Annotated in this window: 26 protein-coding genes, 1 rRNA gene and 2 pseudogenes; 8 read left to right on the top strand and 21 right to left on the bottom strand. The window is 69.9% G+C overall.

The features are described 5' to 3' along the window. Positions 1-150: 150 nt before the first annotated feature. A complete protein-coding gene (locus ACQ5BE_RS13895; RefSeq protein WP_430297550.1) occupies positions 151-1,155 on the top strand; it encodes a LysR family transcriptional regulator in 1,005 nt (334 codons plus the stop codon). Here ACQ5BE_RS13895 and ACQ5BE_RS13890 read toward each other — a convergent pair. The 6 genes and pseudogenes from ACQ5BE_RS13890 to ACQ5BE_RS13865 all read right to left on the bottom strand — a co-directional run bounded on the left by ACQ5BE_RS13890 (position 1,152) and on the right by ACQ5BE_RS13865 (position 7,326). Then, complete coding sequence (locus tag ACQ5BE_RS13890; protein WP_430297549.1) at positions 1,152-1,928, bottom strand: crotonase/enoyl-CoA hydratase family protein; 777 nt, start codon at positions 1,926-1,928, stop codon at positions 1,152-1,154. The genes ACQ5BE_RS13895 and ACQ5BE_RS13890 overlap by 4 nt on opposite strands. Positions 1,929-1,957: 29 nt before the next feature. Further along, the gene (locus ACQ5BE_RS13885; protein WP_430297698.1) at positions 1,958-2,848 is read right to left on the bottom strand and encodes a cytochrome b/b6 domain-containing protein; all 891 of its coding nucleotides are present in this window, start codon (positions 2,846-2,848) and stop codon (positions 1,958-1,960) included. 47 nt (positions 2,849-2,895) lie between these two features. Beyond that, positions 2,896-3,375, bottom strand: coding sequence for an electron transfer flavoprotein subunit alpha/FixB family protein (locus ACQ5BE_RS13880; protein ID WP_430297697.1), 480 nt, complete (start codon positions 3,373-3,375; stop codon positions 2,896-2,898). Between the two features lie 63 nt (positions 3,376-3,438). After that, a pseudogene (locus tag ACQ5BE_RS13875) lies at positions 3,439-3,729 on the bottom strand (electron transfer flavoprotein subunit alpha/FixB family protein); the annotation flags it as partial. Positions 3,730-3,800: 71 nt separating this feature from the next. Beyond that, positions 3,801-4,862: pseudogene (locus tag ACQ5BE_RS13870) on the bottom strand (MFS transporter); the annotation flags it as partial. A gap of 1,378 nt (positions 4,863-6,240) precedes the next feature. Then, positions 6,241-7,326: an Lrp/AsnC family transcriptional regulator gene (locus ACQ5BE_RS13865; RefSeq protein ID WP_430297548.1), complete on the bottom strand. Its 1,086-nt coding sequence runs from the start codon at positions 7,324-7,326 to the stop codon at positions 6,241-6,243. 88 nt (positions 7,327-7,414) lie between these two features. Between ACQ5BE_RS13865 and ACQ5BE_RS13860 the strand changes: the two genes are divergently transcribed. The 4 genes from ACQ5BE_RS13860 to ACQ5BE_RS13845 all read left to right on the top strand — a co-directional run bounded on the left by ACQ5BE_RS13860 (position 7,415) and on the right by ACQ5BE_RS13845 (position 11,197). Continuing rightward, positions 7,415-8,632, top strand: coding sequence for a M20 metallopeptidase family protein (locus ACQ5BE_RS13860; protein WP_430297547.1), 1,218 nt, complete (start codon positions 7,415-7,417; stop codon positions 8,630-8,632). A 53-nt stretch (positions 8,633-8,685) separates the two neighbouring features. After that, a complete protein-coding gene (locus tag ACQ5BE_RS13855; protein ID WP_430297546.1) occupies positions 8,686-9,978 on the top strand; it encodes an MFS transporter in 1,293 nt (430 codons plus the stop codon). A gap of 281 nt (positions 9,979-10,259) precedes the next feature. Then, entirely contained in the window at positions 10,260-10,865 is a 606-nt protein-coding gene (locus tag ACQ5BE_RS13850) for a LysR family transcriptional regulator (RefSeq protein WP_430297545.1), read from the top strand. After that, positions 10,862-11,197: a LysR family transcriptional regulator substrate-binding protein gene (locus ACQ5BE_RS13845; RefSeq protein ID WP_430297544.1), complete on the top strand. Its 336-nt coding sequence runs from the start codon at positions 10,862-10,864 to the stop codon at positions 11,195-11,197. The genes ACQ5BE_RS13850 and ACQ5BE_RS13845 overlap by 4 nt, the downstream gene beginning before the upstream one ends. Positions 11,198-11,404: 207 nt before the next feature. On the opposite strand, the gene ACQ5BE_RS13840 is transcribed toward ACQ5BE_RS13845, so the two are convergent. The 4 genes from ACQ5BE_RS13840 to ACQ5BE_RS13825 all read right to left on the bottom strand — a co-directional run bounded on the left by ACQ5BE_RS13840 (position 11,405) and on the right by ACQ5BE_RS13825 (position 15,532). Then, positions 11,405-11,986, bottom strand: coding sequence for a recombinase family protein (locus ACQ5BE_RS13840; RefSeq protein WP_344300834.1), 582 nt, complete (start codon positions 11,984-11,986; stop codon positions 11,405-11,407). A 194-nt stretch (positions 11,987-12,180) separates the two neighbouring features. Further along, on the bottom strand, positions 12,181-13,194 hold the full coding sequence (locus tag ACQ5BE_RS13835; protein ID WP_430297543.1) for a carbohydrate ABC transporter permease: 1,014 nt from the start codon (positions 13,192-13,194) through the stop codon (positions 12,181-12,183). After that, positions 13,191-14,114 carry a carbohydrate ABC transporter permease gene (locus ACQ5BE_RS13830; RefSeq protein ID WP_430297542.1) on the bottom strand — a complete coding sequence of 308 codons (924 nt, stop codon included), beginning with the start codon at positions 14,112-14,114 and terminating at the stop codon, positions 13,191-13,193. The genes ACQ5BE_RS13835 and ACQ5BE_RS13830 overlap by 4 nt, the downstream gene beginning before the upstream one ends. A 17-nt stretch (positions 14,115-14,131) precedes the next feature. Next, positions 14,132-15,532, bottom strand: a complete 1,401-nt coding sequence (locus tag ACQ5BE_RS13825) for a sugar ABC transporter substrate-binding protein (RefSeq protein WP_430297541.1) — start codon at positions 15,530-15,532, stop codon at positions 14,132-14,134. Positions 15,533-15,792: 260 nt separating this feature from the next. Here ACQ5BE_RS13825 and ACQ5BE_RS13820 point away from each other — a divergent pair, with 260 nt between their 5' ends. Together ACQ5BE_RS13820 and ACQ5BE_RS13815 are read left to right on the top strand one after the other, a co-directional pair. Then, entirely contained in the window at positions 15,793-15,963 is a 171-nt protein-coding gene (locus ACQ5BE_RS13820; protein ID WP_208710945.1) for a hypothetical protein, read from the top strand. Then, positions 15,960-16,457 carry a hypothetical protein gene (locus tag ACQ5BE_RS13815; protein ID WP_430297540.1) on the top strand — a complete coding sequence of 166 codons (498 nt, stop codon included), beginning with the start codon at positions 15,960-15,962 and terminating at the stop codon, positions 16,455-16,457. The genes ACQ5BE_RS13820 and ACQ5BE_RS13815 overlap by 4 nt, the downstream gene beginning before the upstream one ends. Here the strand turns inward: ACQ5BE_RS13815 and ACQ5BE_RS13810 are convergent, their stop codons facing one another. From ACQ5BE_RS13810 to ACQ5BE_RS13775, 8 genes are all read right to left on the bottom strand, one after another. Then, on the bottom strand, positions 16,458-17,393 hold the full coding sequence (locus tag ACQ5BE_RS13810) for a 3-hydroxyacyl-CoA dehydrogenase NAD-binding domain-containing protein (RefSeq protein WP_430297539.1): 936 nt from the start codon (positions 17,391-17,393) through the stop codon (positions 16,458-16,460). It abuts the gene before it with no gap. Positions 17,394-17,442: 49 nt separating this feature from the next. Further along, a complete protein-coding gene (locus ACQ5BE_RS13805) occupies positions 17,443-18,831 on the bottom strand; it encodes an NAD(P)(+) transhydrogenase (Re/Si-specific) subunit beta (RefSeq protein WP_430297538.1) in 1,389 nt (462 codons plus the stop codon). Further along, positions 18,828-19,154, bottom strand: a complete 327-nt coding sequence (locus ACQ5BE_RS13800; protein ID WP_430297536.1) for an NAD(P) transhydrogenase subunit alpha — start codon at positions 19,152-19,154, stop codon at positions 18,828-18,830. The genes ACQ5BE_RS13805 and ACQ5BE_RS13800 overlap by 4 nt, the downstream gene beginning before the upstream one ends. Beyond that, complete coding sequence (locus tag ACQ5BE_RS13795) at positions 19,154-20,353, bottom strand: Re/Si-specific NAD(P)(+) transhydrogenase subunit alpha (RefSeq protein ID WP_208710949.1); 1,200 nt, start codon at positions 20,351-20,353, stop codon at positions 19,154-19,156. The genes ACQ5BE_RS13800 and ACQ5BE_RS13795 overlap by 1 nt, the downstream gene beginning before the upstream one ends. 119 nt (positions 20,354-20,472) lie before the next feature. Then, positions 20,473-20,934, bottom strand: coding sequence for a VOC family protein (locus tag ACQ5BE_RS13790; RefSeq protein ID WP_430297535.1), 462 nt, complete (start codon positions 20,932-20,934; stop codon positions 20,473-20,475). 42 nt (positions 20,935-20,976) lie between these two features. Then, positions 20,977-21,414, bottom strand: coding sequence for a VOC family protein (locus tag ACQ5BE_RS13785; protein WP_413249307.1), 438 nt, complete (start codon positions 21,412-21,414; stop codon positions 20,977-20,979). An 86-nt stretch (positions 21,415-21,500) separates the two neighbouring features. After that, the gene (locus tag ACQ5BE_RS13780; RefSeq protein WP_430297534.1) at positions 21,501-22,736 is read right to left on the bottom strand and encodes a transcriptional regulator; all 1,236 of its coding nucleotides are present in this window, start codon (positions 22,734-22,736) and stop codon (positions 21,501-21,503) included. A gap of 159 nt (positions 22,737-22,895) precedes the next feature. Further along, complete coding sequence (locus ACQ5BE_RS13775) at positions 22,896-23,090, bottom strand: hypothetical protein (protein ID WP_413249309.1); 195 nt, start codon at positions 23,088-23,090, stop codon at positions 22,896-22,898. 261 nt (positions 23,091-23,351) lie between these two features. On the opposite strand from ACQ5BE_RS13775, the gene ACQ5BE_RS13770 reads away from it, so the two are divergent. Next, complete coding sequence (locus ACQ5BE_RS13770; protein ID WP_430297533.1) at positions 23,352-23,570, top strand: hypothetical protein; 219 nt, start codon at positions 23,352-23,354, stop codon at positions 23,568-23,570. A gap of 33 nt (positions 23,571-23,603) precedes the next feature. Here the strand turns inward: ACQ5BE_RS13770 and ACQ5BE_RS13765 are convergent, their stop codons facing one another. The 3 genes from ACQ5BE_RS13765 to rrf form a co-directional block, all read right to left on the bottom strand. Then, the gene (locus ACQ5BE_RS13765) at positions 23,604-23,888 is read right to left on the bottom strand and encodes a MoaD/ThiS family protein (protein ID WP_430297532.1); all 285 of its coding nucleotides are present in this window, start codon (positions 23,886-23,888) and stop codon (positions 23,604-23,606) included. Between the two features lie 2 nt (positions 23,889-23,890). Further along, positions 23,891-24,991, bottom strand: coding sequence for a WD40/YVTN/BNR-like repeat-containing protein (locus ACQ5BE_RS13760; RefSeq protein WP_430297531.1), 1,101 nt, complete (start codon positions 24,989-24,991; stop codon positions 23,891-23,893). A 353-nt stretch (positions 24,992-25,344) separates the two neighbouring features. After that, positions 25,345-25,417 (bottom strand): 5S ribosomal RNA (rrf, locus tag ACQ5BE_RS13755); the annotation flags it as partial.

The raw sequence follows: 25,417 nt of genomic DNA, 5'->3' as shown, positions 1-25,417 counted from the left end.
CCGTCTCAGCAATGTGTCTCAGATGGCAATTCTCAGTAGGAAGCGAATTTGACCTTTGACGGGACGAAGCTGGCGGGCGGGAGGGTCAGAAGCGCCTACGAGTTCAAGGTCCAAGGTCCGTGCCGGGAGGCCATGCACATGGATGCCACAATGACTGGAATGAACCTCCGGCAGCTGCGCTATTTCCTGGCGATCGTCGACCATGGCGGTGTCCACCGCGCGGCCGAGGCTCTCCACATCGCCCAGTCTTCGCTGTCCCAGACGATGCGCGCGCTGGAGCGCGACCTCGGCACCGAGCTGTTCCAGCGGGTGGGCCGCGGACTCGTCCTCGCCCCTGCCGGTGAGGGCCTGGTGGGGCCGGCCCGGTCGATCCTCCGCGAGGTCACCAGTGCCGAGCGCGCCATGACGGACATCGCGGCGGTGCGGGCGGGCTCAATTGACATCGCGACGCTCTCGGACCTTGCCGTCGATCCGGTGTCCACCTGGATCGCGAGCTTCCTCATGGACCATCCGGAGGTCCGGTGCAGGGTCGAACAGGGCGACAACCTGGCCGCGGTCACGGAGATGGTGCGCACGGGCGCGTGCGAGCTGGGCTTCGTCTCGGCCCCGGCGCTCGGAGACCTGGAAAGTGACGAGCTCGTGGAGCAGAGGTACGTACTGATCGCTCCCCCGGGCAGCGAGGCCCGCTGGCCAGATCCCGTGCCCGTGCGGTCCCTGCGGGACGAGCACTTCGTCCTCGCGCAGCAGGGAACGGGAACCCGCGAGTACGTGGAGCAGCTGCTCCGCGAGCACGGGGTCGAGCCCCGGATCGCGGTCGAGATCCGGCAGCGGGAGGCCGTCGTCCCGCTCGTCCTCTCGGGCTGCGCGGTGGGCATCGTCCCGCTGCGCGTGGCTGTCGGATTCTGGCAGAGGGGAGGTGTGGTCCGCGAACTCGACCCCATGCCCACCACCAAGATCTATGCGGTGCACCGGCAGGGAAGGCTGACCCCTGCCACGGCCGCCTTCCTGGACGCCGCGAAGTCCTCGCTGGACCACTGGGTCGATGCCGTGACGGCGCCCTCCGCCGCCCACGCTCCGCTGATCGAGCGCGCGGCGGCCGCGTTCCAGGCCTGGGACCGCCGCGCGGCGCTGAGGGCGCATCCCGGATCGGGCTAGGTTCCGGACCACACAGGCTCGCGCTTTTCGATGAAGGCCCGTGCACCCTCGGCGGCGTCGTTCGAGTTGCGGATCGGCCCGACGTACTCGTGCTGGCGCGAGAACTTCTCCCCGACTGGCCAGTCGACGGAGTTGACGAGGACCTGCTTGGACGCAGTCAGCGCGAGCGGGGCATTCCCGGCGATCTGGTCCGCGAGGCCCAGGGCAATGCCGAGTGCTTCCCCCTCGGGGGCAACGCGGTTGACGAGATGCAGCTCGGCGGCTTCGGCCGCGGGCAGCATGCGTCCGGTGAGGACGAGCTCCATGGCGAAGTGGTAGGGAACGCGGTGCTGGATCCGCAGCAGCCCTCCGCCGTTCGCGGTCAGTCCGCGCTTCACCTCGGGTAGCCCGAACGCCGCGTTCTCCGCTGCCACGATCAGGTCGCACGACAGTGCGATCTCGAATCCTCCGCCTAGGGCGTAGCCCTCCACGGCGGCGATGATCGGCTTGAGCGGGGGCTGCTTGACGATGCCGGCGAAGCCTCGGTCCGCCACCACGGGGACCTCTCCGCGGGCGAACCTTTTGAGGTCCATCCCGGCGCAGAACGTGCCGCCCGCGCCGGTGATGACGCAGACGCTCAGAGCCGGGTTGGCGTCGAACGCCTCCAGTGCGTCCGCGAGCTTCTCGGCCAGTTGCAGTGAGACGGCATTCTTGGCCAGCGGCCGGTTGAGCGTCAGGACGAGCACCCGTCCGCGCTCCTGGACGACGAGCGGTGCCTGGTCGCGGTGGTCCATCTGTGCTTCCCTTCGGTGAGCGGGGACGGTCATCGGCTGACCTTTCCCATGAGTGCGGCGATGGGCCGCAGGAAGAGCGGCCGCGCTGCGAGCCAGGCGAGGGCCATGACCGCCACCGACGCGACGAACACCCAGAAGCCCACCCAGCTGTCGTCGTTGCGTGAGCCGTACATGTGGTTGAGGTTCGCAAGGGCGCCTGTGGTGAGCACGAGGCCCACGTGGACGATGATGAACGCCACGAAGTAGGCCATGACCGGCAGGTGCACCGCGCGGGCCGCCTCGATGGGGTAGGCCCTGTTCAGCGCTGCCGCGTTCCGGGGCCAGGCCGGCGACATGCGCAGACCGGTGATCAGTGCCAGCGGCGCCGCCACGAACACGGTCGCGCAGTAGGCGAGTACCTGGAGGCTGTTGTAGTTCACCCAGCCGTTCTCGAGGGGCCAGGAGAAGGAGGCGTACTGCAGCAGCGCGGATGCTGCGTTGGGGACGACGTCCCAGCTCGTCGGGACGATCCGCATCCACTGGCCCGTGGTGAAGAGCAGGACGACGAACACGGCGCCGTTCACCACCCACAGGGCGTCCAGGCTCAGGTGCAGCCAGAGGTCCAGGCTGATCTTCTTCGGCGCGTTCTTGGTGCGCAGCAGTCCCTTGTTGTTGCGGGTCCAGTACGCCTTGGGCCGCGCGGTCGTCCGCACGAGCCAGCCGGAACGGATGATCAGCAGGAGGAAGAACGCGTTGAGGAAGTGCTGCCATCCCAGCCATGCGGGGAGCCCCACGGGGGCCGAGGCGGGCAGCGGGGTGTGCCCCGGGTAGGCGGCGAGGAAAGCCTGCACGGGCGCCGTGGGGAGGATGGAGCGGGCCACGAGGGAGAGCAGCGCGAGGAGGAGCACGGCGGCCAGGGCCAGTCCCGACCGCACGGCCATCTTCCTCTTGCCGGGTGGGATCAGCTTCGTCAGGGTGGTCATGGCTGCTACCGGGCGACTTCCTTGAGTGACTCCATCAGCTGCGGGACGACGGTGAAGACGTCGCCGACCACGCCGAAGTCCGCAACCTCGAAGATCGGGGCGTCGGGGTCCTTGTTGATCGCCACGATGGTCTTGGCGGTCTGCATGCCGGCGCGGTGCTGGATGGCGCCGGAGATCCCGAGCGCGACGTAGAGCTTCGGGGAGACGGTGACGCCGGTCTGGCCGACCTGGGCTGACTGGTCCACGTAGCCGGCGTCGACTGCCGCACGAGACGCGCCCAGTGCCGCCCCGAGGGCGTCGGCCAGCTGCTCGACGAGCACGAATTCTTCCTTCGAGCCCAGTCCGCGCCCGCCGGAGACGACCTTCTCGGCGCCGCGGAGGGGGGGCCGCGAGGAGGCCGCGGAGGGCTCCCGGATGGCGGTGATGGTGCCGAAGCGGCCGGGGTCGGCCGGGATGGCTTCCCGGGTCACTGTGGGGGCGTCCACTGCGGGGGCGCGGTCCTCCACAGACCCCTGACGGAGGGTGATGACGGGGAGGCCGCCCTCGACCGTGGACTCGACCGTGTACGCGCCGCCGAAGACGGAGTGCGTCGCAACGGTGCGGCGGTCCTCCCCGCGCACGTCGACGGCGTCGATCGCGAGGCCGGCGCCCAGGCGGGCCGCGAGGCGGCCGGCCACCTCGCGGCCGAGCACCGAGTGCGGCACGAGGATCGCGGCCGGCTCGAGGGCTGCGGCCGCCACGGCCAGCGCCTCGAGCTCGGCGGCTCCCACGAGCCTGCCCACGTGCTCGCTCTCTGCCAGGTGGATGTGCTGGGCGCCGAGGGAGGCGAGTCCTGCCACGAGGGGCTCTCCCCCGCCAGGGATGAGAAGGCGACGATGCCGCCCATGATGCCGCCGCGCTTCCTGCTGTGGATGAGGTCGCCGAGGGCCGTGAAGCCCACGCCGATCGATGCCGTGTTGAGGGAGAAGGCCAGGGTCACCAGCACCATCTGGGACGGACCCGCCGGGATCACGGTGAAGGCCCACATGGCCACACCCGAGCCGGCCACGAGGCCGCCGGCGAGGTAGCCGCGGGATACGCGGCGGGAGAATCCCCGCTTGTAGAGCCAGTTGGAGACGAAGCCGGCCCCGATCGAGAAGGCCGCCGCAGTGGCGAAGGGCACGGCCACGAGCTGGCCGACAGCGATCGTGCCGTATCCGAGCCCGTCCTTGAGGTAGACGGGGAGCCACGCGACCTTCAGGCTCGTGGACCAGTAGCTGAAGAAGTTCAGCAGTGCGATGCCGATCACAGTGGATGTGCCAAGGAGCACCCAGTAGGGAACGTGGACAGGCTCGGCGCTGGCGGCCTTGGCGCGCTTGTCCTCGGCCTCCGCTCCGGCCTCGGGCCCGCTGGTGGCCGTTGCCTTGCGGGCCTTGGACGAGCCACCGAACGCCAGCCACGCCAGGGCCCAGGCGATGCCGCCGACGGCGAGGACGCCGAAGGCCGTGTGCCACGACCACTGGACGATGATCCAGGTGAGGATGGGGGCCATGACGAGCGGGCCGAGCGATGATCCCGCCGTGACCACGCCCGAGGCGAGGGCGCGCTTCTCGGGCGGGAACATCGACTGCGCGGAGTGATTGGCCAGCGCATAGGCAGGGCCTTCCGCGAACCCGAGGATGAGACGGCACACGAGCAGCCCGGTGAACCCGATGGTCCCCATGAGCGGGACCATCGTGGCCACCCACACGAGCATGAGGACCGGGAGGTACCAGCGCAGGTTCACAGGGCCCGAGAGCGCCCCCAAGACGATGGCGCCGATGGCGAAGATCCAGTAGAACGCGCTCTGGATGATGCCGTACTGCTCAGCCGTGATGCCCAGATCCTTGATGATCTGGGAACCGCCAAGGCCCAGGAGGGACTTGTCGGCGTAATTGATGAACAGGAAGACGGCCAGCAGCACCGTGATCGCCCATGCCCGCAGCGGCGTCATGGCAAGCCGCGGCCGAACACCTGATTCAGCAGACTTCAATGCTTCCGATTTGTTGGTCATTCTTGGCCCCTGGGTTTCGGGCGCGCCTTGGACTGGATGCGCAGGGAGCGGATTCGATTGAGACGTGCTTCACATCTCCTCAATCAATTCCAGCCCAACTGAACGTTCGCGTCCAATACAAATCGACGGTCTCTATGACCGTAAAAACCTATCGATCTCCAGAAGTGACCCTTCTCCGGGACTTGCGGATGTTGTGCTCCCCCTCGTCGCCGGGCCGGAGCCGACCCCAGTTCCCAGCGGCCTGCGGCCTGCGGAAAGAGCAGTCGGCCCGTGCTCAAGACCGGCCCTGGCCACCCGATGGGATGCGCTGAGTCATTTGGGGGTGCCAGCGATTCGTCAGAGGGGTGGTCCGAACTCGGCGCGATCTCCTGCTACGGTGCCGCCTCCCACCGAGCCGGTCTGTCGCACACCTCGCAGATAGACACACCTGCCGAGACTCGAGCTTGGGCTCTGCCGCTCGGCCGGCCAGGCTTCGGCTGGGGCCAGTGTCGCCCACATGGTTCGGGGTCGCCGACGCCGCAAGAGCGGCGGCCACAGTAGAAGCGCGAACCCCCGCAGTCTCGCAGCTCTTCGCCCGCAACCCTCGGCAAGGGCAGAAATCCTCTAACGCATGGGGGCGCACTTCCCTACCTTGAAATGGTGCTGGCCTGCCGCCTTCGGGATGGGAAGCCGGCATGCGGCGCCCCGTCCCGGCGCCCCCCAAGCCGGACGGGGTGACCGCCCAGTGGAAGCACACATTTCATTGGGGGCACGCAAGCCTGGCCTTGGAGCTGCGGCGGCGAGCTGCCGACCGAGGGGGAATCAGCTCCGCCCCACGCCAACCTTCTGCCAGATAACTCTCACTCCTGCTCTCTTCGGCGCAGACCTTTAAGCGGCTCTCCGGGCCTCATGGAACCGTCTCGCCTGCCCATTCAGTAGGGGCCTATCAACAATCACCCGATTGCTGATGCGCGCAGCAATCTCCCGAGCACCTCTCGGGTTTGCTTCCAGACTTGAGTAGCTGATGGCTTCTCCATAACCCGTCCGGGTTGGTGGGTACGTGAGAAGCGGGGGCGGTACGTAACACGCCAGAAGCCGAGGCTGCTCGTGCAGGCTTGCAGTTCACCGATTTGGGAAGCGCCGCTGAACCGAAGGTGCCCGAGCTGGGGCTTCTGGCCCCCCGATGCGGCCACGGGCCCTGGCCGGGGCGAAGCCGCCACGGGTCCGCTCCGACGTCACTCGCCGATGGTTCGGCGGCGGCTGGGCATCCTCTCAATCGCTGCTCATCCGGGCCACGGCCTCCCTCCCGGGCGGTTGAGTCCCTCGAAGTCCGAGGGCGTCAACCGGCTGGCAGGCTGCTGTCGTCGAGATCGCTGGGCAGGACTCCGCCCGCAACGACGGAGCGGTGGAGCGAGCGCCCGTCCGCGTCGAGCAGTACGCCCATCCGCTTGGCGATACGGAGCATCACGAGGCTCTCGATGAGCTCGATGCCTGGAATCTTCTCCTGCAGTGCCAGTTCGGCGTTCATGACCTCCGCGACTGACCGGAGCCACATCGTGACGATGAAGTTGGCCTGTCCGGTGACCGAGGCGGCCAGCCGGACCGAGCGGAGCGAGCGGACCGCCACCGCGGCGGCGGCGTGCTTTCCGGGCGGGACTTTGGCGTACCACGTGCAGGTGACGGGGAAGCCGACCAGGCCGTGGGCGACGTCGCACCTGAAGGACATCAGGCCCGAGCCGAGCACGCGTGCGAGCTGGCGCTGGACGGTCGAGGCGTTCCGGTCGAGGATCTTGGCCATCTGCGCAGCTGTGGCCCGCCCGTCCCGCATGAGCAGCGGCAGCAGGTCCTGGCACGCTTCGGGGAGCGGTCCGGGGGCGGGCCGGGGGGCGGGAAGCGCGGCGAACGCCGCTGCCTTGGCCGGGTCGAGGGCAGACAGGCGCCACGAGTGCCCCGCGAGGTGCAGGCGGCTGCCCAGGGAGGTCTGGGTGCGTTCGACCCCCGGCACCCGGAGGATCGCCGGGCCGGTAGTGCGGGCGTAGTCGGTCACGGTGGGCGTGAACACGGTCAGCAGGAGGTCGTGGTGTCCGGCCGGAAGCTCGACGGACTGCACTTCGGGGATCTCGCAGAGGGCGTCGGCGACCTCGCCCACGCGGCCCGGCTCGCAGTCCACGTCGACGAACGCGAGGTTCATGGCGGTGGGGTCGCCGATGCTGTACCCGGTGATCCACGCGACGCCGCTGCGCCGGATCCGCTCCCACCGCACGGCGAGCGTCGCCGGCCGCACGCCGAGGATGCGGCCGGCGTCCTGCCACGTCGCGCGGGGCGCGATCTGGAGGGCATTGATGAGCTCGAGGTCGGCCTCCGTGAGGACGTGTTCCAGACCACTCGATGCATGATCACTACCAATACCGGCATCCGTTTGCATGATAATGACGAGTTTACGCTCAGAGGCCACCGCTGCCTGACACTTGAAGGCGACCAGCAGACAATAGCCACCCCATAGGAAGGCAGCCGTGACGCTTCTCCAGGATGCCCGCGACCTCCAGGGCGAGATCGCCGCCCTCCGGCACGACCTCCACCGCGAGCCGGAGATCGGCCTCGACCTGCCCCGCACCCAGGAGAGGGTCCTCGCCGCGCTCGACGGCCTCGGCTTCGAGGTCACGACCGGCACCGAGACGACCTCCGTCACCGCGGTCCTCCGCGGAGGGGCGCTCCCCCGCGAGGCGACGCGGCCCGTCGTGCTGCTGCGCGCCGACATGGACGGCCTCCCCGTCCAGGAGCGCTCGGGCGTGGACTACACCTCGCGGATCGACGGCGCGATGCACGCCTGCGGCCACGACCTGCACACCGCGATGCTCGTGGGCGCCGCGACCCTCCTGGCCGACCGCCGGCACACCCTCGCCGGCGACGTGGTCCTCATGTTCCAGCCCGGCGAGGAGGGCTTCGACGGGGCCGCGCACATGGTCCGCGAGGGCGTCCTCGACGCCGCCGGGCGCCGGGCCGACGCCGCCTACGCCCTCCATGTCTTCTCGTCGCTGGCCCCGCACGGCCAGTTCGTGACGCGTCCCGGCGTGATGATGAGCGCCTCGGACGGCCTCTTCGTCACCGTCCACGGCGCCGGAGGCCACGGGTCCGCGCCGCACCTGGCCAAGGACCCCGTGACCGTCGCCGCGGAGATGGTCCTCGCCCTGCAGACCATGCTCACGCGCCAGTTCGACATGTTCGACCCGGCCGTCATCACGGTGGGCAGGCTCGCGGCCGGCGCCAAGCGCAACGTCATCCCCGACACCGCGGAGTTCGACGCGACGATCCGCACGTTCTCGGACGCGCACCGGGCGCGCATGCAGCAGGCCGTCCCCCGGCTGCTGGAGGGCATCGCCTACGCGCACGGGCTCGAGGCCGAGGTCCGCTACGAGGCCGAATACCCGCTCACCGTCACCGACCTGGCGGAGACCGACTTCGCCGAGGGCTCCATCGCGGAACTGTTCGACGGCCGCCACGCCCGTCTCGCCCAGCCGCTGAGCGGGTCGGAGGACTTCTCGCGCATCCTCGCGGAGGTCCCCGGAAGCTTCATCGGCCTCAGCGCCGTCCCGCCCGGGACGGATCCGGCGACCACCGCGTTCAACCACTCCCCGTTCGCGACCTTCGACGACAGCGTGCTCGCCGACGGCGCCGCGCTCTACGCCCACCTCGCGCTCACCCGCTCGGCCGAACTCGCCCCACGCCTGTGAACCCCGTCCCCGACCCCACGCCCCCGACCCCACCGACGCCCCCGGAGAACACCATGACCACCGCCACCCCCGCCTCGACCACCGCGAAAGGCGCCCCGTCGACGCGGCGCACCCTCATCGGCACCGGCATCGGCAACGCCGTCGAATGGTACGACTGGGCCATCTACGCGACCTTCGCCCCGTACTTCGCGGCCCAGCTCTTCAGCAACACCGACCCGACCTCGGCGATCCTGAGCACGCTGGCGATCTTCGCCGTCGGCTTCGTGGCCCGCCCGTTCGGCGGCTTCATCTTCGGCTGGATCGGCGACCGGATCGGCCGCAAGTCCTCCATGACGCTCGCGGTCGGCCTCGCAGCCCTGGGCAGCCTGCTGATCGGCATCTCCCCGACCTTCGGCGCCGTGGGCGCCTGGGCGTCCCTGCTGCTGCTCGTGGCCCGCCTCATCCAGGGCCTGGCGCACGGCGGCGAGCTGCCCTCGTCGCAGACATACCTCTCCGAGATGGCCCCCCGCGAGAAGCGTGGCCTGTGGTCCACGCTCATCTACACCTCCGGGACCGTCGGCATCCTCGGCGGGACGCTGCTCGGCGCGGTCCTCTCGGGAGTCCTGAGCAAGGCGGACATGGCCGCGTGGGGCTGGCGCATCCCGTTCCTCATCGGTGCCGCCTTCGGCCTGTACGCGCTCATCATGCGCGCCCGCCTCAAGGAGACCGACGCATTCGAGCACGAGACCGTCCAGGAGCGCCACGAGCCGATGTGGCCGCAGATCGTGCGCCACCGCAGGCAGGCACTCCAGGTCATCGGGCTGACCGTCGGCCTCACCGTCTCCTACTACATCTGGGGCGTCGTCGCCCCCACCTACGCCTCCACCACCCTCGGCATGGACCGCGGCGAGGCCCTCTGGGCATCCAGCATCGCCCTCGTCGTCTTCATCGCCGTCCTGCCCCTGTGGGGCAGGGCAGCAGACCGGTTCGGCCGCAAGCCCATCATGTGGGCCTCCGCACTCGGCGCCGCCGCCATGCACTACCCCATGATCTGGCTGCTCAGGGACTCGCCCTGGCAGCTCACCGTCTCGATGTCCGTCATGCTGTTCTTCATCGCCGGCTCGGCCGCGATCGTCCCCGCCGTGTACGCCGAGCTCTTCCCGACCAAGATCCGCACCGTCGGAGTCGGCGTGCCCTACTCGATCTGCGTTGCAGTGTTCGGCGGCACCGCGCCCTACCTCCAGCAGTGGCTCACGGGGATCGGCTCCGCCGGCCTTTTCAACCTCTACTCAGTCGCCCTGCTCGTCGTCAGCGCCGTCGTCGTGCTCTCCGTCCCCGAGACCAAGGGCAAGGACCTCAGCCACTGAGACCCGGCACCCACCCCCCACCCCGCAGTCCGTCGCCCCCCGGCCGTTTCCCGCCGGGAACGCGGGGTGGGGCCCGGGCGCAGGCAGGTGTCCTGCGCGTCCATCCCAGCGAGGGAACCGGCGCCGCAGGCAGAGACGGTTCGCCTGCCTTCAGTCCCGTACTGACCGAGGCCCGCTGCGAGGGGACCGCCCGGACAGGAACCGGGGGTGCGATGCCCATCGCCTCCCGCTCGGCCCGACGCGCGCCCAGCCCGGGCCTGCCATTCCCCTAGCCTGTCACCATGGAACTGCGCTGGCTCGCCTCGTTCGTTGCGGTCGCCCATGAGCTCAACTACAGCCGGGCCGCCGAGTCGCTCCACCTGAGCCACCCTGCGGTGAGCCAGCACATCCGCCAGCTCGAGGCCAGCGTGCGGGTCAAGCTGGTGGAGCGGAGCACCCGCACCGTGGCCCTGACCCGGGCGGGACTGGCGTTCCTGCCCCTCGCCCAGGATGTCCTCGCCCGGACAGACCAGGCAGTGCGCGCCGCACGGAACTCAGAGCGCGACGACCACGGGATCGTGCGCATCGGGTTCGCCGGAGGCATGGGCGCCCCGGCCGTCGCGGACATCTCCCGGCTCGTCCGCCGCCGGCATCCGGGGATCGAGCTGCGCTTCACGGCCCACCTCGGCAGCACCCAGGTGATGGACCTGCTCACAACCGACGCGCTCGACATCGGCTTCACCGCAGGCCAGCGCACAGTGCACGGGCTCCGCGCGCGGGTCGTCGCCGACGACCCACCGGGCATCGCCGTCGCCACAGACCACCTGCTCGCCGCGGCCCCGTCCGTGGAGCTCGCCTCGCTCGCGGACGAGCCGTTCGTGCTCGTCGTGTTGCTCCGTCGTCGTTGATCACGTACCCCACGGCGGAGCTCGTCCGCCACTTCACGCAGCAGTACCCCGGTGTGCAGATTGCCATAGCAGAGGCCAGCGACTCCCAGCAGGCTGGGGAATGGGTCGAGTCCGGCCGAGCGGAGGTGGCGGTCTTCGAGCTCAGTCAGCGCACACCCGCGCTAACTCGTGAACGGCTCCTTAGCTATGAGCTGTATGCGGTGTTCCCTGAGGGCAACGGGACCTCGGATATTGATGAGGCCGGCGACATTTCCTGGGAAGCCCTGACTGGACGACCCCTGATTGCCGGCTCTCCACGGCGAGGCGGACACAGCGGTCTGGTCCTGCTGTAGGAGGCTGGCCCCAGATGGCTGCCGGTCAGGGCACTTCAGGGGCGGCCGGGTCAAGCTGTGCGCCCGACGTCAAGGACCATGCGCTAGGACCGCGGCGAAGCTGCAGGGAACTTGGGATGCTCATCGCATGTGCTTGACGAGATCTGGCCGGTGGGTCGCCGCGGCAGCGACCCTGGGCGGGGTTCGATGGGCTGTGTCTCCTCACGGTCAGACTCGGGGCTGCTTCGAGAGGTGCCGGTAGATGGTCGGACGAGTCACGCCGAACTCGGCCGCGATCTGCTCCACCGTGTAGGCCCGCTTGCCGTCGGGGCCGGTCTCCTCGTACATCTGGCGGGCCAGGCGTACCTGACGGGGACCGAGTTTGGGCTTCTGGCCGCCGGTACGGCCGCGGGCCCTGGCAGCGGCGAGACCATCGCGGGTCCTTTCGGACATCAGGGCGTGCTCGAACTCTGCGATCGCCCCGAGGATGTGGAAGAACATCTTCCCCACCGGAGTCGAGGTGTCGATCCCCTGATCCAGAACCACAAGGTCGACGCCCCTGGCCTGCAGCTGCTTCGAGAGCTCGATCAGATTCTCCAACGACCGACCGAGCCGGTCCAGCTTCGTCACCACCAGCTGGTCCCCTGCCCGATTCGCGCACAGCAGCGCCTTCTCCAGCCCGGGACGGGAGGCGAGCTTTCCGGAGGCCGAGTCCACGAAGACCTGGTCGCAGCCGGTCGCGGCAAGGGCATCCCGCTGGGCATCGACGTGCTGGTCCCTCGTTGACACTCTCCCGTACCCAACACGCATACCAGGAACGTATCAGAAACCGGGGCATGCAGAACATAGGCGCGTACGTGGCAAGCATTACAAATCAGGGATCACATTTCCGCGGCGATACAGGGCCATTCCCGGGCGTCTCAGAAACGATCGTTTCCGACTCAGGCCAGGGCGTCAGCCCATCCGGCGCCCGGAACGCACCCCACGTCACCCATCCAGACCACTCACCCCTTGAGCGAGCCCGCGGCGATGCCCTCGATGAAGTAGCGCTGGCCCACGGCGAAGATGACCATCATCGGCAGCGTCACCAGCAGGGACGCCACCATCACGAACTGGTAGTCGCCGTGGCCGCCCGCCGTCGGCGAGTACATCGTCATCGCATAGGCGACCCCGAGCGGCACCGTGTACCCCTTCGGGTCGCCGAAGTTGAGGTAGATGAGCGGGCCCGCGAAGTTGTTCCAGGACGCCTGGAACTCGAAGATGAACACGATGATCGCGCTCGGCAGCGCGAGCGGGAAGGCGATCCTGCGGAACAGCCCGAAGAACGAGCACCCGTCGATCCGCGCCGCCTCGAACAGGTCCCGCGGCAGGGACAGGTAGAACTGCCGCATCAGGAAGATGTAGAACGCGGAGCCGAACAGCGTCCCGCCCCACAGCGGCACGGTCGTCCCGAGCCAGCCGAGGGTCTTCCAGATGAGGTAGTTCGGGATGAGGGTGACGGCCCCCGGGAGCATCATCGTGCCCAAGAGGATGCCGAACAGGATCTTCTGCCCGGGGAAGCGGAAGTACGCGAAGCCGAAGGCGATGGCAGAGCTCGTCAGCGTCACGATGGTGGCCGAGGCCAGCGCGATGAACACCGAGTTGAAGACCCAGCTCAGCAGCGGCAGCTGGTTCCAGACCTCGGCGTAGTTCTCCGGCGTGGGCGTCAGCGGGATGAGCCGGTTGTCGAACACCTCCCCGCGCGGCTTGAGTGAGGCGGCGAGCAGCCACGCGAAGGGGTACATGAACAGCAGGGCGAAGCCGACGAGCAGCAGCCACCGGATGCCCTGGCCTACACGCCGTGCCAGCCGGCTGCGGCGCTCCCCCGCCCATTGGACGTCGGCCGGGTTCGAAGGCCGCCCGGCCCTGTCGACCGGGCTCGCCCCCTCTCCCGCAAGCGGCACCGCCGGTGCTCCTGCCGGCGCGGCGGCCGGCCCCGCCGTCGTGCCCGGTTCCAGACCCGGGTTGACGTTGCTCACGGGCGATCACCCCCCTCGTAGTGGACCAAGCGGTTCCCGACCCTGATCTGGACCACGGTGATGACCATGATGATCACGAAAAGCAGCCATGCCATGGCCGCCGCGGGCCCGAAGTTGAAGTGCTGGAACGCCTGCTGGTAGAGGTACACCCCGTAGAAGCGGGCCGCGTCGGGGACGCTGGAGTTCCCGTCGCGGTAGAACAGCAGGTACGCCTGGTCGAAGATCTGCAGGGCCGCGATCGTGTTGACGATGACCAGGAAGAACAGCGTCGGCGAGATCATCGGGATGGTGATGTAGAAGAACTGCTGCCGCCGGCTCGCACCGTCCGTCGCAGCCGCCTCGTAGAGCTCCTTCGGAACCGCCTGCAGGGCCGCGAGCAGGATGACGGTCGTGCCGCCCACGCCCCACAGGCTCATGAGCACGATCGAGGGCTTCATCCAGACGGGGTCCGAGAGCCACTGCGGTCCAGCGATCCCGAACAGCCCGAGGAAGTTGTTGATCGCGCCGCTGTTGCCGTTCAGGAGGAGCAGGAACACCGCCGCCGTCGCCACGCCCGGGGTCATCTTCGGCAGGTAGTAGACCAGCCGGAAGAACCCGGAGCCCCGTTTGACGCCGTTCAGCAGCGAGGCGAGCAGGAGCGCGAAGGCGATGTCCAGCGGTACCGCCATGAGGGCGTACACGAAGGTGTTGCCCAGCGAGCCGAGGACGTTGGGGTCCTCGGCCAGCAGACGGTAGTTCTCGAATCCGGCCGGCGAGCTGGCTCCCGTCGCCAGATCGTAGTTCTGGAACGAGAGCACCAGGCTCCAGCCCATCGAGATCACGGTGAAGATCAGCAGTCCGGCGATCCACGGCGAGATGAAGAGGTACCCCGCGATGGACTCCCGGACGTTGTACTTCCTCGACCGGGTGCGCCGGCTCATGCGCGTGCCCACAGGGATCAGTGGTTCTGCCCGGCCGAGGTCTGCTGCCAGGCGCGCATCGCGGTGTCCTGTGCGTCCTTCAGGGCGGCGGTCGGGTCCTTCTCCCCGGACAGCGCCACGGCCACGGCGTTGGCGAGCGAGTCCTTGATGGTCTGGCCGGCGGCGGAGCTGCCGAAGGAGGCGGTGTTGTCGAGCGTGGAGTAGGAGGTCTTGATCAGCTGGTCGAAGTCGGCGTTCCCGGACGGGGTGACGTGCGCGTCCCGGACAGCCTTGTCCGCGGCGGGCGAGCCCGTGAACAGGCCGGTGTTGATGGAGTTCTTCTTCTGGACCGTCTGGGCTCGGGCGTCCCCGGCGGCCTTCCAGGCGTCCAGCGAGGTGGCCTTGATAGCCCAGGCACACGCCGCCGAGGGGTTCTTCGCCGCGGTCGGGATGGCGAGCGAAGCGCCGCCCGCGTAGCCGATCGGCTTGCCTTGGAGCGTCTTGATCGGTGCGCCGACGACGCTGACGTCACCCTTCGTGTTGGACAGGACGTTGATGTACCACTGGGCCCACGTCTGGGCGCCCACCTGGTGCTTCACGTACTGGTTCTGGTTCCCGAACACGTCCATCGAGTCCTTGAACGACTTGATGGCCGCGTAGCCGCCCTGGGCGTCCATGAGCTGCTTCATCCAGGTGAGTGCCTTGACGTTGTCGCCGTTGTCCAGCGTCGGCTTGCCGTCACCGTCCATCGCGTTGCCCCCGAAGACCTGCAGCCAGAGGTCGGCCGAGCCCGGGAGGTCCGGATCGAACCCGATCACGGAGGGCTTGCCGCCCGAGGCCTTGTACATCTTCTGGGCCGCCGCGATGATCTGGTCCGGCTTGGAGGTGTCGAGCTGGTCCTCGGTCACGCCGGCGGCCTGCATGACGGTCTTGTCCGCGATGAGCATGGACGTCTGGAAGAACTGCGGAACCGCGTACACCTTGTCCTTGTAGGTGACGCTCTTGACCGCGGCCGGGTAGTACTGGTCGTTGGGGGTGACTCCCCAGAGCGAGAAGCACGCGTCGAGCGGCTGGATCAGGCCCTTGTCGGCCAGGGTCGGAACCATGCTGCGGTCCACCTGGATGAGGTCGGGGACCTGGCCGGAGGCCGCCTGCGCCGCGAACTTCTGGGCGTCGAAGTTCGTCGTGTCCATGGACACCTCGGCGGGCGCCACCGCCTGGGTGGCGAGGTCCGAACGGGCCTTGCCGACCTCGTCGGAGGGGTTGTAGCCACTCGTCTTGAGCGTTCCCGACTGGTCCTTGCTGAAGGCGCCCGAGCCGCCGGAGCTGCTCGGAGCCGCCGAGCCGCCGGAGTTCGCCGCCGGGTTGCACCCGGTGAGCGCAAGGAGTACGGAGACGGACAGCGCCGCGACGGCGGACATGTTCCTGTGGGCCGGCATTGGCCCCCCTCTCTGGATGCCCCGGCACTCGTGCCGGGGGGAGCTTCAGGCCCTTGGCTGTCCCCTCCTGCCAGAGAACGAATGGGCCCCCCAATTACGCGAAGGGTATCCACATCCGGGCTGCTCATCGGCGCACCTCCGGCGCGTGTCGGTTCTCGCGCCGGTGCGGCCGCAAGGCTCCTCCCTTGCCCGGAGGCCCCCTCGACGCTATTCTAGAAATACCCCCCAGGGTATTTAGATGTGACAAGAAGGAGAATCCCATGTGCAGCCCCGCGACGTGCTCGACCTGCGGCAAGGTGACCTGGGCTGGCTGCGGCCAGCACATCGACCAGGTCTTCGCAAACGTCCCCCAGGATCGCCGCTGCCCCGGCCACGACTCCGGCACCGGGTCCAACGCGAGCTTCATCAACAAGCTGCTCTCGTTCCGGTGACCAGCCGCTGGCCGGTCGTCACGACGTGGACGGCGGCCCGCTGGGGCATCGGCTCGGCGGCCGCGGTGCTCTCCGCGGCCGCGCTGGTCTTCGCCAACGGCGCGTTCGACGGCGCAGCCCTCCCGGGTGCCGCGTGGACCGGAGCGCTCGTCCTCGCCGGCTCGGGGGCGCTCGGTCTGCTCGTCGCCAGCCTCGTGAGAGCCCCGATCGGCGCCGAGGCGACCTTCTGCGACCTCCGCGGCCCGCTGTTCGGCGCGATCGGGCTGCTGCTGGCCACAACGCAGAGCCAGGCCAGCCTCCTCGTGCAGATGTTCGCCGGCTTGCCCCTGGACGCGATCCGCTGGGGAGTGCAGCCGGCGGTGGGGGTCGCCGCCGTCGTGCTCATGGCCGTCGCATTGTCAGCGCGGCTCAAGCTCGAGCGCGACGCCCTGGCCGATCCGGCGGAAGCGCAGGCCTGCGCGACCTGCGTGCCGATCCGGCCCGGGCCGAGGTAGTCAGGGGATCTCCGGCGCCTCGGCCTTGGCCGCGAGGAGGCCCAGGAGGAGCCGGTCCCGTGCCGCGAGCGCCGCGGCCCAGTCGTGTCCCGCGAGCTCGTCCTCGACGCCCTCGGCCATGGTGCTGACGTACTCGTCGGTCTCGGGGTACTCGCCGAGGTCCCTGGCCCAGTCCCGCATGGCCGGCCCGAGGTGCTCGAGGAAGTGGGTGATCCCGCCGTCGCCGCCGCCCGCGTGCATCGTGAGGAAGGGCCCCATGAGCGCCCAGCGGAGGCCGGGCCCGTAGGAGATCGCGGTGTCGATGTCCGCGACGCTCGCGACCCCGGTGCGGACGAGATGGAACATCTCCCGCCACAGCGCGTCCTGGAGCCGGTTCGCCACGTGGCCCGGAACCTCCCGGTTGATCCGGATCGGCTTCTTCCCGATCGCGGCATAGAAGGCCAGGGCCTGCTCGACGTTCTCCGGGGAGGTCTGCTCCCCGCCGAGCACCTCCACGAGCGGGATGAGGTGCGGCGGGTTGAACGGGTGCCCGAGCACGAGCCGCTCGGGGTGGCGCATGCCCTTCTGGGCCTCGGACACGAGCAGTCCGGAGGACGATGTCGCGATCAGCACGTCCTCGCCCACCCCCTGTTCGATCTCGGCGAGGATGGAGCGCTTGATGTCGAGGCGTTCCGGGCCGTTCTCCTGCACGAAGTCCGCTCCGCGGGCCGCGTCAGCGATCGACGGCGCGAACTCCAGCCGGTCCCTGGACGCGCCCTCGTCGAGTCCGAGCGTCTCGAGCGTGGGCCAGAAGCCGTCAATCCGCTCGCGCAGCGCCTCCTCGGCGCCCGCAGCGGGATCGCTCGCGACCACCCGGAATCCGCGCGCGAGGTAGTAGGCCGCCCAGCTCGCGCCGATGAGGCCGGTGCCGACCACCGCGATGGTCCTGTCCGTCATGCCAGTCCTCCCGTGCCCGTCACAGCGACTTCAATCACAGTGCCTTCAATCACAGCGCCTTCACCGCCGTGAGCACCTTCGTGAGCGAATCCTTCGCGTCCCCGAAGAGCAGCGTGGTCTGCGGCTCGTACAGGAGCTCGTTCTCGATCCCCGCGAAGCCCGGCCGCATGGACCGCTTGAGGAACACGACCTGCTTCGCATCCGCGACCTCGAGGATCGGCATGCCGTAGATCGGGGATCCGGGGGTGGACTTCGCGGCAGGGTTCACGACGTCGTTCGCGCCCACCACGAGCGCGACGTCGGCCTGCCGGAAGTCGCCGTTGACCTCCGCCATCTCCTTGAGCGACTCGTAGGGGACGTTCGCCTCGGCGAGGAGGACGTTCATGTGCCCCGGCATGCGCCCGGCGACGGGATGGATCGCGAACTCCACGTCGGTGCCGCGCGCCTCGAGGGCCTGCGCGAGCTCGGCGGCGGTGTGCTGGCCCTGTGCGACGGCGAGCCCGTACCCGGGCACGATGATGACCTTCTGCGCGTACCCGAGCAGGATCGCGACGTCTTCCGCGGTGCTCGAGCGCACCGGACGCTCGGAGACGGCGGTGGAGCCCGCCGTCGAGCCTCCCCGGAACGCGCCGAACATGATGTGGGAGACGCTGCGGCCCATCGCCGCGGCCATGAGCCGGGTCAGGATCGTGCCGGAGGCTCCCACGAGCGTGCCCGCGACGACGAGCAGCACGTTGCCGAGGACGAGGCCCGACGCCGCCACCGCCAGGCCCGTGAAGGCGTTGAGCAGCGAGATGACGATCGGCACGTCTGCCCCTCCCACGGGCAGCACCAGCAGGACGCCGGCCACGAGGCCCAGCGCGAGGAGCACGACGGCGACCACGGTGGACCCGGCGGACAGCGGCAGCACGACCACGAAGCCCGCGGCGACGACGGCGGCGAGGAGCACGGCGCCCATGAGCGTCGGAAGGCCCGGGAAGGCGATCGGCCGGGTGGTCATGAGCTCCTGGAGCTTCGCGAACGTCACGGCAGAGCCCGCGAACGAGACGGCCCCGACCAGGAGGGTGAACACGATCGCGAGGCGTACCCACGCATCGTCTGCGTGCGGGAGCTCGAGCAGCGCCACGAGCGCCGCGGCGCCGCCGCCCACACCGTTGAAGAGGGCCACAAGCTGAGGCATCTGGGTCATCTGGACCCGGCGCGCGACGGGGGCGGCGATGGCCGCGCCCACCGCGATCGCCGCGAGGATCCACGGGATGTTGCCGAGCCGGCTCGAGAGGAACACCGTCACGAGGGCCACAAGCGCGCCAAACGCCCCCACGAGGTTGCCGCGCCGCGCATGCTTCGGCGAGGACAGGCCCTTGAGGGCGAGGATGAAGCACACGGCCGCGACCAGGTACAGCAGCTCCGTCCACGTCGGGTCCAGAACGGCGCTCACCTGCCCGCCTCCTGGCTCAACGCTCCCGGCTCCCCGACGGCCGGCGCCTTCCGTCCGCGGAACATCTCAAGCATGCGGTCCGTCACGACGAACCCGCCCACGAGGTTCGCCGTGGCGAGCACGATGGCGAGCAGCGCCACCGCGAGCACCCACGCGTCGGTCGCCTGCCCCGCAACGGTGATCGCACCGACGAGGATGATCCCGTGGATCGCGTTCGCCCCCGACATCAGGGGGGTGTGCAGGATGCTCGAGACCTTTGAGACCACCTCGAAGCCGACGAACACCGCCAGCACCGTGATCGTCAGCAGTTCGATGCCGCCCATCAGCCTGCTCCTTCCTCGGTCTCGTCGATCTCGCCCGGCGGGGCCTCGGCCGAGGCGAGCGCCGCGAGCGCCTCGGCCGTGGGCTCGTGCCGCACCTCGCCGTCGCGCGTCAGGCACGCGCCGGCGACCACCTCGTCGCTGAAGTCGGGCGCCACCGTGCCGTCCGCCCCGGGCACGAGCAGGGCGATGAAGTTCGCGACGTTCTTCGCGTACAGCCGCGAGGCGTCGGCGGCCATCGCGGAGGCCGCGTCCTTGAGCCCGACGACGGTGACTTCCCCGGCGCCGTCGGCCGTCGGGACGCGGAGGTCCTGGCCGGGAACGGAGCCCTCGACGTTGCCGCCCGACTCCGCGGCCATGTCCACGACGACGGATCCTGGGCGCATCCGGGCGACCATGTCCCGGGTGACGAGGAGCGGGGCCCGGCGGCCGGGGACGGCGGCGGTCGTGATGAGGACGTCGGCGTCGGCGACGTGGGGGGCGAGGAGCTCGCGCTGGAGCGCCCCCCTGTCGGCGGTGAGCTCGCGAGCGTACCCGCCGGCGGCCTCCCCTTCGACGTCGAGCCGAATGAAGGTGCCGCCCATGGAGGCGACCTCGTCCGCGGAAGCTGGCCGGATGTCGTTCGCGGAGACGCGCGCGCCGAGCCTCTTCGCCGTGCCGATGGCCTGCAGGCCGGCGACCCCGGCGCCCAGGACGAGGACCTTCGCCGGCGGGACGGTCCCGGCAGCCGTCATGTAGAGCGGGAAGAAGCGCGGCAGGCGGATCGCGGCCTCGAGCACGCACCGGTAGCCGGTCACGAGGGCCTGGGAGGTGAGCGCGTCCATCGACTGCGCCCGGGAGATGCGCGGGACGAGCTCGAGTGCGAACGCGGTGACCCGCGCGTCGGCGAGCGCCCGGACCGTGGGAAGGTCAGTCGAGGGCGACGCTAGCCCGACGGTCACGGCACCGGGCTTGAGCCGCGCGGCCGTGCCCGGCGCGAGGGCGCGGACGTGGGCCACAACGTCGACGGCAGCCGGGTCCAGCGAGGAGGCAACCTCCGCCCCCGCCTCGGTGTAGGAGGCGTCGGAGTGGCCGGCCGCCGTCCCCGCACCCGACTCGACGATGACCTGTAGCCCGAGGCCCACGAGCTGCCGCACGGATTCGGGCGTGGCCGCGACGCGCTGCTCCCCGGCAAGACGTTCCCTCGCAATCCCGACCTTCACGCGCGCATCCTCCGCTCCGGCGGCCCCGCTGCCGCCCGTGAGCCGAGTCTATGTGCCAGGCCCCGCTGCAGCAGGGAGCAGATTCAGGGGCGACGCGCCGGGCGGCGCGCCGGCGGCCGTCAGCCCTGGGCCGCCCCTCCCTGCTGGCCCGAGTTCACGTTGATCAGCCACGCCATGCCGTATCTGTCCGTCAGCATGCCGAACACGTCGCCCCAGGGCGCCCGCTCCATGGGCACGGTGACTCTGCCGCCCTCGGCCAGCCTGTCCCAGTAGCCGCGCAGCTGGGACTCGTCCTCGCCGGAGAGCGAGAGGGAGACGCTGCTGCCCTCGGTGTGGGGCATGCCTTCCGGCGTGTCCGAGCCCATGAGCACCAGTCCGTTGGGGGTGACGAGCATGCCGTGCATGACCTTGTCCGCCTCCGACGCCGGCATGCCGGGGGCGTTCCCGCCAGCGTCCGCGGGGGGCTGGAACTCCCCGAACGTGCTGATGGTGAGGTCGCCGCCGAAGACCGACTGGTAGAAGGTGAGGGCCTCGCGGGCTTCTCCCGTGAAGCTGAGGTAGGGGTTGAGGAGCGTGGGCACGATGGATCCTTCCGCGGAGGTGGCGATGATGAACGTTGGTGGCTACGAGTGACCGGTCGGCGTGTCGTCGCCCGCGATGTTCACGAGCCACGCGATGCCGAATCGGTCCGTGAGCATGCCGAAGGTGTCGCCCCAGATGGCCTTCTCGAGCGGCATCGAGACGGTGGCCCCGTCGGAGAGCCGGTCCCAGTAGCCACGGAGTTCATCCTCGGACGCAGCGTCGCCGCTGAGCGAGATCGAGAAGTTGTTCCCGGGCGCGTACTCCATGCGTGCTGGCGTGTCCGAGGCCATCAGCGTGAAGCCGCTCGGCGTGCTCAGCAGGGAGTGCATCACCAGATCCGCCTCGGAGGGATCCTGGGCCGCGTGGAGGTCGGCGAAGGTGGAGATGGCCAGGTCACCGCCCAGCACCGACTGGTAGAACGTCATGGCCTCCCGGGTGGTGTCCTTGAAGCTGATGTAGGGGTTCAGTGTCGCTGTCACAGCCGCTCCTTGCATCGCAGATCCTCGCTGACGAGCGTGAGCCTACGCCCGGGCACCGACACTTTGAACCCCCGGCAGGTCGCGCCTCAGCCCGCGAGGCGCTCGAGGTGTGCGACCACCGCGGCCCGCTTGGGCGAGCGCGGCGGGAGGAGCCGGAGGGCGGTGCGCCACGCCTCGAGGTCATCGGCGGCCTCCGGCAGGCGCAGGTAGTGCAGCACGACGTCGACCGCGGCGCTGCCGACCACGGCCTCCCGCAGCGTCGCGGACAGCTCCTCGCGGAGTTCGGTGATGGCGGGCGCCTCCGAGCGCGGCAGGAGCTGCCCTCCGTAGGACCCGAGGGCCTGGCGGTGCGACCCCCGCTCGAGCAGGGCCAGCGCATGCATCGAGTCGACCTCGAGACCCTCCACGCGGTACGGCCGAGAGAGGAGCCGGACGCCGGTTCCCGAGGCGTCGAGCGCCTTGCGCAGCCGCACGAGCTCGGCCCGCAGCGTCACGGGCGGCACGGCCTGGGTGTACAGGCGCTCGGCAAGCTCCTCGGCCGTGAGCCCGCGCGGGTTGTCGGCGAGCAGGACGAGGATCTCGGAGTGGCGCACGCTCAGGCTCAGCTCATGTGCACCCGCGCGGAGGATCCCCTGGTCCCGGCCGGTGACCGACAGGACCGCTGGCCCGGCCGAGGGCCCGGCGCCGGCGCGGTTCCCCCCGCCCGGGGGGCCCGGCGTCGTGCGCGGTGCCGCCTTGGCGAGGCCGCGCAGCCTCTCCTCGGCCGCGGCGACGGCGGCGCGGAGCCATGGGAGCGCGTGCCCGGCGGCGGCCTGCTCGCCTCCCGTGATGTCGACGACGCCGATCGGGTCCCCGGTGCGGGGGTCGTGGATCGGGACGGCGGTGCACGAGAAGGCCTCCGCGAGGGGGCTGAAGTGCTCTGCTCCGCGGATCTGGACGGCACCCCCGGTGGCCAGCGCCGTGCCGGGGGCAGACGTCCCGATGCTGGACTCGGACCAGTCGGCGCCCTCGAGGAACGCCATGCCCTCGGCGCGGCGGCGCACCGAGGCATCGCCCCCGAGCCACAGGAGCCTGCTGTCGGCGTCCCCGACTGCCACGAGGATGCCGGAGTCGCGCGCGGGCTGCACGAGGAGTTCCTCGATCACGGGCATGACCCGCGCGAGTGCGTGGCTCTCCCGGTAGGAGGCCAGCTCGTCGTCGTCGAGGACGTCAGTGACGACCGCGTCCTCGCGGCGCGGGTGCGCAGCGAGGGACCGACGCCATGAGTCAGCGACGACGGGCCGCTCCGGGGCGTCCACCGGGTCCTGTGTGCGCACGTCCACCCACCCCTTCATGTGTGCCGTGGCTCACAAGTGTATCGCGGTCGCCCCGGGTCGTCCGTGGGCGGAGGTTGCATGCACGTTGCATCGGTCCGGACCCGCGCTCTCCGCCCCTGGACCATCCAGACGGCGGCCCCACCCGGGGCCCTCAGCCGGCGCCGGTCACGCAGTGCCTGTCAGGTCGACGACGTGGCCCTGCGCCGCGCCCTCGCGGAGGAACGCGATGGCCCTCTTGACCTCGTCGAGGCTCGGGAATCCCCCCAGATCAGCGACGACCTTGCCGTCGCCGGCGCAGAGCTGGACCAGATAGGCGCCGGCACCCTTGCCGCCGCGACGTACTTCAAACCTTGCTGCCATGAGCAGACACCCTCCTGCATTCTCGGCCCATGCGCGTGTGACGCGCATGACATCTGCGCATTCGAGGCTAGCCACAGGAAGGCGAAATTTCGCCTTACCACTGAGTACGTGACTTTTCTCGACGCCCCGCCGTAGCCGAGGGGAACGTGAAACGGAGCCGCCGAGATCTGCTTACGGCCCGATTACCGGCCGGAAACAGCATGGAAACCGGTCCCCGGGACACTGGTCTCACCAGCGCACATGTTCGAGAAGGGGCAGACGATGACCGCCGATACCCACAGCCGGATCCGCCGCCTCACCGACGTCCGTCGGGGCGAACTCATCGAGGCCCGCAGCGGGCAGACCATCCTGCGGGGAACGGTCTACGACACGGCACCCGGGGTGGGGCTCGTCTGGATCAGGCTCGAGGCGAGCCACGCGCGCCGCGCGGTGCAGTCCGAGGACTTCACCCTGTGGCACGTGCGCGACCAGGCTGCCTGAGCGTCCGCTGCCGTCGCACGAGGACCGAGCTGGTCATCCGCCGGCGATCGACTGGATGACCAGCACCTCCTGGCCAGCGGCCACGTGGGTCTCCAGGCCCTGGAGGGAACGGACGCTCTCCCCGCCGAGGTAGACATTCACGTGCCGGCGCAGCGACCCCCGTTCATCCCGCAGCCTCCGGCCGAGCACCGGGAACTGGGCGGCGACGGCGTCGAGGGCCGCGCGCACGGTGGTCGCCTCGGCGTCCGGAACCTCGAACTCGGTGCGGCCTCCGGCCACGTCCGCGAGGACGGAGGGCACGACGACGGTGACCGCCACGCTCAGGCGCCCTGCCCGTCGTCGAGCACGGCCGCCCGCACGCACAGCACATCGGGGAGCCTCGAGACGACCTCACGGAAGCTCTCGCCCTCGTCGGCGCTTGCGTAGACCGAGCCGCCGCGGGTGCCGAAGTAGACGCCGACCGGATCGGCGGCGTCGACGCACGCGGCGTCGCGGAGCACGGTGTTCCAGTCGTACTCGGGCAGGCCTGCGTCCAGCCGGCGCCACGTGGAGCCGGCGTCGTCGGTGCGGTGGACTGCGAGGCGGCCCCCGGGCGCCACGCGCTCCCAGTCGGAGACCAGCGGCACGACCCACGCAGTCCCGCTGCGGCGGGGGTGCGTCAGCATGACGAAGCCGAAGTCCGCCGGGAGGCCGTCGGCGATCGAGGTCCAGGTGTCCCCCGCATCGTCGCTGCGGTATACGCCCCGGTGGTTCTGGGCGTAGAGGCGGCCGTCTGCATCCCTCGCGATCTTGTGCACGCACTGCCCGACCTCGGGCTCGGGATCGGGAAGGAAGTACGCGGAGATGCCGTGGTTCCGCGCCGACCAGCTCGCTCCGCCGTCGGTGCTGCGGTACACCCCTCCGGCGCTGATCGCGAGGTGGATCCGGTCATCGTCAGCGGGATCGGGGACCACGGTGTGGACGGCCGCGCCGCCGGCCCCCGGACCCCATTTGTTCCTGTCGGGGTGCTCCCAGAGCGCGCGGTTGAGCTCGAAGGTCTCGCCGCCGTCCGTCGACTTCCACACCGAGATCGGCTCGGCGCCCACCCAGACGACCCCAGGCCGGTCCTCGTTGTCCGGGCGGATCTGCCAGATGCGCTCCACGGCAGCGCCAGTGTCCTCGGGGAACACGACCGACCCCGCCTCGGGCTCGGTCCACGTCGCTCCGAGGTCATCGGAATGTGCAACCGTAGGGCCGAAGTGCTCTGAACGGACGCCGACCAGGAGCCGGGTGCGGCCGCCGCGCGTGTCGATCCCGACGGAGGGGATCTCCTGCATGAGGAACTGCGGTGCTCCGAGGGTCCAGGTTGTGCGGTCCTGACTCGTGGCGAGCCACAGGCCCTTCTTCGTGCCGATGGCCAGAAGGTATCGGGGAGAGTCCATGCGCCTATTCGAGCACCCGCGCACGACGCCGACAAGGACGGGCGGCGCCCTCCGCACCGGCGGCGCGGGCGCGGCACCCAGGTTGCGGCGCGCTGGGCGCTCGAATGCTGGCCAAGGGCAGTTCTGCCATGTAGTGTTTTTATGTGCCAGCGCACACTCAGTTTCCTTCGGAAGCTTAGGAGTGCGGGCGGCACCAGAGAACCGCCTCGGAGCGCATACCCCCCCAATTGTGCGCTCCGGGGCCCTCTCTTTTTCTCCAGCGGTTCGCCTTTGTGGGCGGGGCTTGCCCCGGGGCGTGGCTTAAATGCAGGGAGCCCCCCGGCGGGTGCTGGGGGGCTCGACCTGGTGGTGTTGTCCGGCGGTGTCCTACTCTCCCACACCCTCGCGGGTGCAGTACCATCGGCGCTGTGGGTCTTAGCTTCCGGG

Origin of the sequence: Sinomonas sp. B1-1, assembly GCF_050474465.1 — a bacterium.
Lineage (GTDB): Bacteria > Actinomycetota > Actinomycetes > Actinomycetales > Micrococcaceae > Sinomonas > Sinomonas flava.
Note: the sequence above shows the minus strand (reverse complement) of the source record. Positions and strands in the feature narration are given on the sequence as shown.

Excerpts from the sequence above, each read along its gene's own strand:
- ACQ5BE_RS13830 (WP_430297542.1), bottom strand. The coding sequence starts at position 14,114 with ATGAGCCGGCGCACCCGGTCGAGGAAGTACAACGTCCGGGAGTCCATC.
- ACQ5BE_RS13770 (WP_430297533.1), top strand. The coding sequence starts at position 23,352 with ATGACCGCCGATACCCACAGCCGGATCCGCCGCCTCACCGACGTCCGT.
- ACQ5BE_RS13760 (WP_430297531.1), bottom strand. The coding sequence starts at position 24,991 with ATGGACTCTCCCCGATACCTTCTGGCCATCGGCACGAAGAAGGGCCTG.
- ACQ5BE_RS13895 (WP_430297550.1), top strand. The coding sequence starts at position 151 with ATGACTGGAATGAACCTCCGGCAGCTGCGCTATTTCCTGGCGATCGTC.
- ACQ5BE_RS13855 (WP_430297546.1), top strand. The coding sequence starts at position 8,686 with ATGACCACCGCCACCCCCGCCTCGACCACCGCGAAAGGCGCCCCGTCG.
- ACQ5BE_RS13865 (WP_430297548.1), bottom strand. The coding sequence starts at position 7,326 with ATGCAAACGGATGCCGGTATTGGTAGTGATCATGCATCGAGTGGTCTG.
- ACQ5BE_RS13820 (WP_208710945.1), top strand. The coding sequence starts at position 15,793 with ATGTGCAGCCCCGCGACGTGCTCGACCTGCGGCAAGGTGACCTGGGCT.
- ACQ5BE_RS13810 (WP_430297539.1), bottom strand. The coding sequence starts at position 17,393 with ATGACGGACAGGACCATCGCGGTGGTCGGCACCGGCCTCATCGGCGCG.
- ACQ5BE_RS13885 (WP_430297698.1), bottom strand. The coding sequence starts at position 2,848 with ATGGCCGTGCGGTCGGGACTGGCCCTGGCCGCCGTGCTCCTCCTCGCG.
- ACQ5BE_RS13775 (WP_413249309.1), bottom strand. The coding sequence starts at position 23,090 with ATGGCAGCAAGGTTTGAAGTACGTCGCGGCGGCAAGGGTGCCGGCGCC.
- ACQ5BE_RS13850 (WP_430297545.1), top strand. The coding sequence starts at position 10,260 with ATGGAACTGCGCTGGCTCGCCTCGTTCGTTGCGGTCGCCCATGAGCTC.
- ACQ5BE_RS13800 (WP_430297536.1), bottom strand. The coding sequence starts at position 19,154 with ATGGGCGGCATCGAACTGCTGACGATCACGGTGCTGGCGGTGTTCGTC.
- ACQ5BE_RS13890 (WP_430297549.1), bottom strand. The coding sequence starts at position 1,928 with ATGGACCACCGCGACCAGGCACCGCTCGTCGTCCAGGAGCGCGGACGG.
- ACQ5BE_RS13825 (WP_430297541.1), bottom strand. The coding sequence starts at position 15,532 with ATGCCGGCCCACAGGAACATGTCCGCCGTCGCGGCGCTGTCCGTCTCC.
- ACQ5BE_RS13840 (WP_344300834.1), bottom strand. The coding sequence starts at position 11,986 with ATGCGTGTTGGGTACGGGAGAGTGTCAACGAGGGACCAGCACGTCGAT.